Source organism: Calothrix sp. FACHB-168 (genome assembly GCF_963889195.1).
GTDB classification, from domain to species: domain Bacteria; phylum Cyanobacteriota; class Cyanobacteriia; order Cyanobacteriales; family Nostocaceae; genus Aulosira; species Aulosira anomala_A.
Window position 1 is genome coordinate 254,043 of sequence record NZ_CAWPNJ010000063.1, and the last position, 8,219, is coordinate 262,261.

Here is an 8,219-nt window from a genome sequence, read left to right on the forward strand (position 1 = left end):
TAATTGGTAGCTGTCAGTTGTCATTTGCCACTGACCACTGACTACTGACCACTGACTAAATCGTGAAAATATCTTCGTCTGCCCAAGATGGTGCGATGTCTTTGGCTACCATCGTGAGTATGGCATAGTCTTTGGGTTTAACTCCTGGTGGTAATTCTTTGGGAACTCCCATGATTGTTTGTGTTTTAAATACGGTTCCTGGCTGCAAATCAAAGAAGGGAAATTCTGGTTCAGTGCAACCTAAACAAGGCATACCGGCGCGGGTTTTGGAAGAGACGCGATTCCAGAGGATGCGGTTGCAAGAGGAATGGGTCATAGGGCCGCGACAACCTAAGTCGTAGAATAGACAGCCTTTGCGCTGACCAAAGTCAACAGTAGATGCTTTGTAAGCAAAGTGGACGTTACGAGTACAACCGATTTGGGTGTAGCTTTTAAAGAAGGTTTGCGGACGATTGAGTTCGTCTAAGGTGATGTCTCCTAATCTTCCAGTAGCGATCGCAACTAAAATTTGGCTAATCCAGTCGGGATGGGAGGGACATCCAGGAATGTTAATTACAGGTAAACCAGATCTAGTGCGGAAGTCTTTACCTAAAAATCCGCCCTCTTCCCGCTTGAGAAATTGCAACCCTTGAGAATCGCTGGGGTTGGGTGACATGGCAGGAATTCCGCCCCATGTAGCACAGTCGCCCACAGCTACAATAAAACTGGCAACTTGGGCGAGTTCTGTTAACCAATCTTTCATGGGGCGATCGGCAAAGCGGTTCCATTCACACTTGGGTTAAGTCTATGATGCTTGTATAGCAAAGGTTTTACTACTATATATTAATGACGCGCCTAAAGTAGTGCCTATTTTTTTCTATAACGGCAAAACTAACTCGAGAGGTGAGACTAAAGGCTTAATTACGAATGGTACTCCTCAAAGTCACCCTTCGGTACTTTAATCACCATATCCTCAAATGGATTGTCCTCAATCATCTGAGATTTCACAGCCCAATTACAACAAGCAGAAAATTGAGTCAGGATTTTTTTGACAGATAACGGAGTTTTATTCGCAATTAACCAATCTCGAATTGCGATCGCTTGATCCAAAGTCTTCATCGGGAGATGCACATTAATACAACGGTAGATTTTCTTGTAAGAGTATTCCAAGTAAAAAAATGCCCAATTGTCATTGCGTAAAGCCTTCTCTACAAGAGGCTGCGCCAACGGCATAGCTTCTTCGGCAGGAGAGGCTGCGCCAACGCTTAACGCGGAGCGTCTCGTAGAGAGGAGGAACGACGTTCGCGCAGTGTCTCGTCGCTTGCGCGTCTCCCAAGGGGAGAAGAGAAGCGCTCGCCGTACTACCTTGGGGTCAATGAGGTAATTTTCAATCTCTTTCCTCTCCCAGTACCAACCCAACGATATCTGCTTACCCCCGTCCGTAATGTACCAGTTTCTGAGATTACCACTTGGTAGAGAATCGTCATCATCAAAATCCCTGTAATAATACTTCGAGTTCGATTTGCGGCGCTTTCCAACGTTGGTAGCGTCCGGGATATTCCCCAACCAATCGAAATCAGCGACTCGTTGAATTTGACGGGTTGCCAGTGCCAAGGAAAGTGCGTAGACGCGAAGCGGCTTGTCTCTGACATCACCTGGAGTAAAGTTGTCTTTCCAGTACCATTATCCCCCAACACCAAAAAGCGGTTGCTGATTGTGTTGAGAGTTTGATTTTTAAAAGATACTTCAATGCGGTCTAAACGCTTGAAGTTGTTGATCCGGATAGACTCAACTTTCATAGAAAACCAAAAGCAGGGTTTTTGTAATAGGTTGCAGCAGTTTTAACCCAAAGTAACCTATCAAAAGTGTTTTAAATATTTCAATACAGACAAATGCTGGCTACTTAAAGCCAACTTTGAAGAAGAATACATCCGTCAGAATCAAGACGCTCGTTCCGACGCACCAGAAGCTATGCCGTTGGCTTTAAGCTGCGCTATCAGTCGGAGATTCAAAACCGCAACTGATTGTTCGCTTTTAGCGTCTCTATGAGGGAGAAGTCAAGTACCAACCCAAAATCACTTCAGTAAATCTGCTCGCTGGCAGTGAGAAGTTTCACAAAAACCTGGAATCGTCCAAGGGTGATGGTGTGATTTCTCCCCCAACCTGCGCTCAAATCACCCGACTATTATCCAACTGAGCGATTTGTCAACTGATCTGGAAGTATTTGTGTCTTCTAAGTTCTATAGGATTCTTAGCCATGTTCTCCCGTCCAGCCACAGGATCAGAAATCCCATATAAAATCTACTAAAATACTTAATTAGGACTTAATTTAATACGAAATTAAATATTTGATTGTATGATTAACCTCGAAAATATTCACCCACTTACAGATTTCAAGCGCAACGTCAAACAGTTCATCGAACAAATTAAGACAACAAAATCCCCACTGGTACTTACCGTTAACGGTAGAGCAGAGATTGTCATCCAAGATGCAAGTAGTTTTCAGGAGATGATGCAGCGCTTAGAAACTTTGGAAACTGAAGTACACAAACTCAAATTAGAAGCATTGCAGCGCGATATTGCTTTGGGTGTAGAACAGTTACAGAATGGGCAGTTTAGGGAATACGATGACGAGTCTTTACCAAGTTTGCTGCAAACCATTAAAGAGCGAGGACAACGCAAACTCAATCGAGACCAAGGTTAATTAATCGTTACAAAATCTCCCAACTCGCAGAGCAAGACTTGGAGGATATTTGGGTGTATCTTACTCAAAATAATCAAATTGTGGCAGACAAGCAGATTATAAATATTTTAAACCGTTTACCAATGTTAGCTCGGTTCCCAGATATGGGACAAATGCGAGATGATTTAGGCTCGAAACTCAGGAGTTTTCCTGTAAAGCCTTATACTGTGTTTTATATCAAGCTTGATGATGGTATTGAAGTAGTTAGGATTTTCCATCAGTCAAGGGATATCGAACGCGTATTTTCCGAGTAAAATATTCTTCCACCACTATGCAAGCGATGTTCAAGAGCATCGCTTGTTAAATAATGTTTGCTCAACTATCCTCGTTACCCCCGCTTGAAATAGTCTATTTGTATAGTGCAAAGGGATGTTTACCGAGATGGCAAAAAAGAGTCAAAATAATTCTCAGGGTAATATCAAACCAAAAACCTCTCTTGCTTCCCGCATCTTTGAGGCACTCACCGAAACGGAAATTTCCCAGCTACTCGATGAATTATTTACCGTTTTATCCGATGAACAGGAATTGACTGTTTTTGCCAAACTCCAACCGGATACCAAATCAACTTTAACTCAAATTATCGCTTCATCTCAAACAGTCGAACCGGAAAAAACAGCCAAAACACAGCCTACTTCCCTCGCAAAATTATCCCAAACTTGGTCGCAATTATGGCGAGAATGGAATCAGATTATTTGGGAAGCATCCCAGGAAGAGGGGAAGTACATAGCCCAAGAGGAACGCTGGAAAGAACCTTATTTTGATAATTATACTTTTGTTGAAGATTTGGAAGCGATCGCCAAAAAAATGAAGCCATTGGTAAAAACAGCTTTTGAGAATCGCTTTAGTAATGACGATGGTTTTGCTATCAGTTTATTAGAAGCAGAAAACGAAATTTCCGATGGTATACCTGACTGGATGGAAATTCATGACGGGATTCATTTAGAAGGAGCCATAACTCATTGTTTGTTGGAGTGGGAATGGTTGTTGGCACAGGAGCAAGGACAAGATGGGTTTAAATTCGCTCAACATATCCAGGAATGGTCAGAAAAATTTGTCCACATCAGCTTAGATGGTGATGCTGTTATCGATTTCTGTTCTGATTTACCCGATGTGCAAAAACAGTTGATTTTCGCGGGGATGACAGCTAATAAAGAGAATTCCTTATGGAAGCGTCACCTGGAAAATACTCATTCCCATTGGCACATGTTTTACATGGAAACAATGCGTTTATTTGCAACACCGGAGATATATTGGTTGCGTCCTTCTCCCCCCGTTTCCGTTGCTAACATTACGGGAACGAGTTCCCGAAAATCTGCGATCGCTGTATCTTTGGCTGTGAGGGACATATCTCCGCGAAATTGACTGTGTTCGATTTTACTCGCTTTTAAGGATTCCGATAGATAGGTTTGGGTGGCAAGATTATTGACAAATACTAATGTTTTCTGTGTCGATTTTTTTAATAAGTCAACCAACATTCTGGTTTTCTCAAATTGTTTGATGCTGTTCGCTTGTTTTTGCAGTAATCGAATTTGGGAATCTTCTAAACGTTCCGATAATTTTTCCAGGGAATTAACCAATGCTACTGGACTCGAACCCGCACTCATGAGGAGGTTATTTCGAGTTAGTTTATCGATGGTTTTTTGTTGGGATGATGTGCGTAAATATTGATTCAGGGCTTGATATAATTCCTTCTCGGTTACTGTGGGTTGGACGGTAATTGTGGAAGCGAAACGTTTTGGTAGTTTCACATCGACAACCGAACGGGTATTTCTCACCATGACTTCCCGCATCAATTTTCGTAATTTCTCTGGATTTTTAGGAACTCTCACATCTTTTGAACCCACATATTCCCGTTTAAATTGGGCTCCTGTTTTTAATAATCCCGGTTTGAGTAAAGTCAGCAAATTAAATAATTCCACCAAATTATAAACTTTTCTTGCAGTTCCTGTTACCATTGGGAGACGAGGGTGGCAGGAGTTAAAATTAACAACGACTTGATTTGATTTCTCAGTAAATACTCTTTACAAATCATCGCCGCTTCAATGGTTTTTCCTAAACCCAACTCATCCGAGAGCATTGCCCGACCACCAAACTGCTTGATGACTTTTTTAGCAGTTTTTATTTGATACCAGTGTTTATCGATGTTAGCGAGTTCCGGCAAACAAACTAATTGGTCGTAGTCAGCCAATATGGACAGATTGAATAGGGATAACCTGGCTTCATAGCTGTCTAGGGAACTAAACTGGCGATTTTTGAGGGCTACGCTGGCTTCTTAATCCTCAAATTTAAACGAATAACTATCAGTCATTGGCAAATGTCTGGACAGTAATTTCTATTTATTTTGTCAGAGAATCTGGGGTGGCAATTATTTTTGATACAAGACTTTAACGGAGGTGATCGCTCGTTACCAACTTTGATATTTTCCACATCAAGCAACCCAGTAGTCCCGCAATTTTGTTTTCCTGACTGTTGCCCCATTAAGTGAAAAATTAGCAAATCAACCGACGCTTCAAGGGTTTGTAAGTCCAGCAAATGCCTAAACACAAAGCAAGTTGTCCCCGGACATCGCAAAATAATCGTTGTTCGCGTAACGTCTGCAAAGGAGAAACTTTGCTGTTCTTCCAAATGCGCCAATACCTGAGAAGCAATGGCATAACCAAGCAAAGGTGGAACGCTATTCCCTATAGCCTTGTGAGCAGCCAGCTTACTTGTACCAAAATCGAACCAATCAGGAAAACTGTGCAACCTCGCAGCCTCACGAACCGTTATCACCCGTGCATGTTGATAATGGATAGGACGCGCTGCTGTTCGATTCCCACTTCCAGCACGTAATGTCGGGGACAACCCCGAAACTGACAAACGATAAGCCCACGTCGTCGGTTCTTTCTCCCCAGGAATAGTATCACCATATTTCTGTTGAGTAGCTGGAGTATGTGCTGTTGCCTGACATCCGCTAATGGTATTCGGGGAGTTTGAAACGTAAGGGAAGATTTTGTCCAAATATTCAGCATATTCGCCCTTTTGAGTCAGTTCCCAGGTGTCAGTTTGCGAATTGATAGGAATGTGGGTTAAATCAGCGAGCGCCTCTCCCACGCTAAACTTTTTATCACTCTCAGTAGGCGTAATAACCTCACCAAACTTTGACCCTACCCAAATTGCTCGTTGTCGTTTTTGGGGTACACCATAATCTGATGCTGTGAGCAACCATTTGGATAGGATGTAGTGTTCTCCTATAAGAGCGATCGCATTACCAGTAATCTCAGAAAACTTCTTCCATTCAATCGCAGGAACATTCTCCATCACGAACATTGTCGGATTGAGATCGACGACCAAATTGATGAATTTTATAACTAATTGACTGCGATCATCGTCGGGGTTTTGCTTGCCAGTAACACTAAAACCTTGACAAGGTGGTCCGCCAATTACTGCGGTAATTTCCCCATCCCAATCTGGATATTTATTTTGAATAAGTTCCCTAATTTCTGCTGCGGAAATATCCCCAATATCTCGACATAAAACTAACGTGTTGGGGAAATTCAGTCTATATAATTCTAAAACTTTAGGATTATTATCGATGGAAACTGCTACTTCAAATCCAGCAGATTCAAACCCCAGGTCTAATCCGCCAATTCCACAAAATAAACTAACTACTAAGTCCTTATTTATTGACATCATAATTAAGTCAAATAAGTAAGATTTTATGTGCTTCTATCTATTTTAGAATCATTTCACACTTGTGCTACTATCATTAGTTATTTGAATAGATAAAAATATTTTATATTTTTAATTTAAATCTAGTTTAGATATTATCAGTTCCAGCTACGGGATGGCGATTAGATGATTACAGCAATACTTGGAATTACACAGTAGTTTTTGATTATCCACAAGGCTTTTGCGAAGAATTTATTAAAGTTAATAAATCACAACTGTCAATTCCTCATCAAAGAAAATTCCTTAACTGCTGGTATCTATTGCCAGCAGTTTCATTTTACGGCTCACGCCTTTGGAAGTGTGAAGTTTGTAAAATCAGGAATTTTCAAACATGAAAACACCACATCAAATAGAAGCCGAACTCAACCAATTTACCGGTTCAACTACTCTCTACAAACACTGGCTCGGCTTGAAATATACAGAAGGTATCAAATACTTAGCCGAAGAAACAAGCAGCTACTGGCTATTGGATGCAATTTTCTCACACCAAACGAAACAATTTCTCTCCAATCCTAACTTAAGAGAATTTCAAATCTGGCATTTACGAGTTGAGAATAATTCTGGCATTTTGACTTGTGAGTGGGATACAAAGCAAGAAGTATTACGCCAAGAAATCGAATACACGGATTTTTTGCTCGGTCACATAAAACTGTATTTGGTAGAAACAATTCTCATGCTCCCCAGTGAATATTAAGCCGCATCAAAGTTGTGAATATTGAGGGAATAATTATGGTACAAGCAATTAGCAAAGAGCAAATATTTGTCACAAATATAGAACAATTCATGACGAAGGCTGACTCTCCGGGTTCGCCAGTCCACTCGGCGGCAGAGCCGCATGTGTGGCTGGACTCACAAATTGATCAAAACCTACTATTCAGGTGTTAGCGAAGAAAATCACGTTCGAGAGATTATGCAAGACCTGCAAAATTTGGCATCAGATACAGATTTGCGGCAGTTGAAAATCGATTATCTGGATTATCAGGAACGAGCCGATTTATTAGCCGATGATGATTACGCATGGTTTTAATAAGGCTAACGCCAGTAGAAAAATGAAGAATTCAGGACATTTTAATTATGGCGACACGTAAACAATCAGCGACTAATTTCCAAACAATAGATAACTCGGTTTTAGGCGAATATGCGGTTAGCGATTATTCCGAACGGTTATATTCCAAAGTCTACTATTCGATTCGTTCTCTGTGTGGGTTAGTTGAAATTATGGTTGCTGCTGAGTCTGCTGTATGACAGTAGCAGGAGTTAATTTTCTCAGTTCTGGCAAGACTCCCAAAAACAACGAACCTGCCAGAATTAGAATTAAGGGGTTAGCTTTGGACAGATTTAACCACCAACGCCAATCCTTGAAGTTTGGCAACTGCGTCAGCCGAAAATTCCAAAACTGGAAATTCCCAAAACCAATTCGTACTTGATTGCCGGGAAGCCATTCTTCTTCAGTATTTACGAATACTACTTGTATACGGGGATTTTGCTCAACCATTGAAGCTGTCTTCAGTGCTGATGGCTGTTCACGAGCATCGGGCGTGAGAAAGCCCATGACGATGAGCCTGTGTGTATTATTTAGTCCGTAAAGGTTGAGTTGCCCCACAGCTTGATAAATAGTATTGCGATCAAGGTACTTTTTGCACTCGATAATCGCTCCACCCTGCCAATTAGTGACAATATCAGCTCTGCCACCATTGGCAGAAACTTCCAATTGAGTTTGAAATCCACGTTCTTTTAAGCGATCGCTAATATATTTTTGTAAGTCACTTTCGCGCCAATAGGCAGG

The 8,219-nt window shown here is 41.4% G+C and carries 10 protein-coding genes and 1 pseudogene; 4 read left to right on the forward strand and 7 right to left on the reverse strand.

The window, feature by feature from the left end; translation table 11 throughout:
• Window positions 1-55 precede the first annotated feature (55 nt).
• From AACW45_RS31635 to AACW45_RS31645, 3 genes and pseudogenes are all read right to left on the reverse strand, one after another.
• A pseudogene (locus AACW45_RS31635) lies at window positions 56-769 on the reverse strand (hydrogenase); the annotation flags it as partial.
• Window positions 770-900: 131 nt separating this feature from the next.
• On the reverse strand, window positions 901-1,212 hold the full coding sequence (locus AACW45_RS31640; protein ID WP_190629995.1) for a hypothetical protein: 312 nt from the start codon (window positions 1,210-1,212) through the stop codon (window positions 901-903).
• A gap of 128 nt (window positions 1,213-1,340) precedes the next feature.
• Window positions 1,341-1,778: an AAA family ATPase gene (locus AACW45_RS31645; protein ID WP_242045590.1), complete on the reverse strand. Its 438-nt coding sequence runs from the start codon at window positions 1,776-1,778 to the stop codon at window positions 1,341-1,343.
• Window positions 1,779-2,335: 557 nt separating this feature from the next.
• Here AACW45_RS31645 and AACW45_RS31650 point away from each other — a divergent pair.
• Entirely contained in the window at window positions 2,336-2,683 is a 348-nt protein-coding gene (locus AACW45_RS31650; protein ID WP_190629997.1) for a type II toxin-antitoxin system Phd/YefM family antitoxin, read from the forward strand.
• 14 nt (window positions 2,684-2,697) lie between these two features.
• Window positions 2,698-2,976 (forward strand): type II toxin-antitoxin system RelE/ParE family toxin, encoded by a 279-nt coding sequence (locus tag AACW45_RS31655; RefSeq protein ID WP_313933742.1) that lies wholly within the window; start codon window positions 2,698-2,700, stop codon window positions 2,974-2,976.
• 954 nt (window positions 2,977-3,930) lie between these two features.
• Here AACW45_RS31655 and AACW45_RS31660 read toward each other — a convergent pair.
• The 3 genes from AACW45_RS31660 to AACW45_RS31670 form a co-directional block, all read right to left on the reverse strand.
• Window positions 3,931-4,677, reverse strand: coding sequence for an SNF2-related protein (locus tag AACW45_RS31660; RefSeq protein WP_242045591.1), 747 nt, complete (start codon window positions 4,675-4,677; stop codon window positions 3,931-3,933).
• Window positions 4,671-4,910, reverse strand: coding sequence for an SNF2-related protein (locus tag AACW45_RS31665; RefSeq protein WP_242045592.1), 240 nt, complete (start codon window positions 4,908-4,910; stop codon window positions 4,671-4,673). Before AACW45_RS31665 ends, AACW45_RS31660 begins: the two co-directional genes overlap by 7 nt.
• A 116-nt stretch (window positions 4,911-5,026) precedes the next feature.
• Window positions 5,027-6,394 (reverse strand): DNA cytosine methyltransferase, encoded by a 1,368-nt coding sequence (locus tag AACW45_RS31670; RefSeq protein WP_242045593.1) that lies wholly within the window; start codon window positions 6,392-6,394, stop codon window positions 5,027-5,029.
• 370 nt (window positions 6,395-6,764) lie between these two features.
• On the opposite strand from AACW45_RS31670, the gene AACW45_RS31675 reads away from it, so the two are divergent.
• Window positions 6,765-7,127, forward strand: a complete 363-nt coding sequence (locus AACW45_RS31675; protein WP_190630001.1) for a DUF6876 family protein — start codon at window positions 6,765-6,767, stop codon at window positions 7,125-7,127.
• 380 nt (window positions 7,128-7,507) lie between these two features.
• A complete protein-coding gene (locus tag AACW45_RS31680; RefSeq protein WP_190630032.1) occupies window positions 7,508-7,678 on the forward strand; it encodes a hypothetical protein in 171 nt (56 codons plus the stop codon).
• Here AACW45_RS31680 and AACW45_RS31685 read toward each other — a convergent pair.
• Window positions 7,650-8,219, reverse strand: a 570-nt coding sequence (locus tag AACW45_RS31685; RefSeq protein WP_190630003.1) for a hypothetical protein, incomplete at its 5' end; no start/stop codon positions are given. The two genes, AACW45_RS31680 and AACW45_RS31685, sit on opposite strands and share 29 nt — an antisense overlap.

What these genes read in the sequence shown, in the direction of transcription:
- AACW45_RS31670 (WP_242045593.1), bottom strand. Translation starts at nt 6,394, where the DNA reads ATGTCAATAAATAAGGACTTAGTAGTTAGTTTATTTTGTGGAATTGGC.
- AACW45_RS31660 (WP_242045591.1), bottom strand. Translation starts at nt 4,677, where the DNA reads ATGGTAACAGGAACTGCAAGAAAAGTTTATAATTTGGTGGAATTATTT.
- AACW45_RS31640 (WP_190629995.1), bottom strand. Translation starts at nt 1,212, where the DNA reads ATGCCGTTGGCGCAGCCTCTTGTAGAGAAGGCTTTACGCAATGACAAT.
- AACW45_RS31680 (WP_190630032.1), top strand. Translation starts at nt 7,508, where the DNA reads ATGGCGACACGTAAACAATCAGCGACTAATTTCCAAACAATAGATAAC.
- AACW45_RS31645 (WP_242045590.1), bottom strand. Translation starts at nt 1,778, where the DNA reads ATGAAAGTTGAGTCTATCCGGATCAACAACTTCAAGCGTTTAGACCGC.
- AACW45_RS31650 (WP_190629997.1), top strand. Translation starts at nt 2,336, where the DNA reads ATGATTAACCTCGAAAATATTCACCCACTTACAGATTTCAAGCGCAAC.
- AACW45_RS31675 (WP_190630001.1), top strand. Translation starts at nt 6,765, where the DNA reads ATGAAAACACCACATCAAATAGAAGCCGAACTCAACCAATTTACCGGT.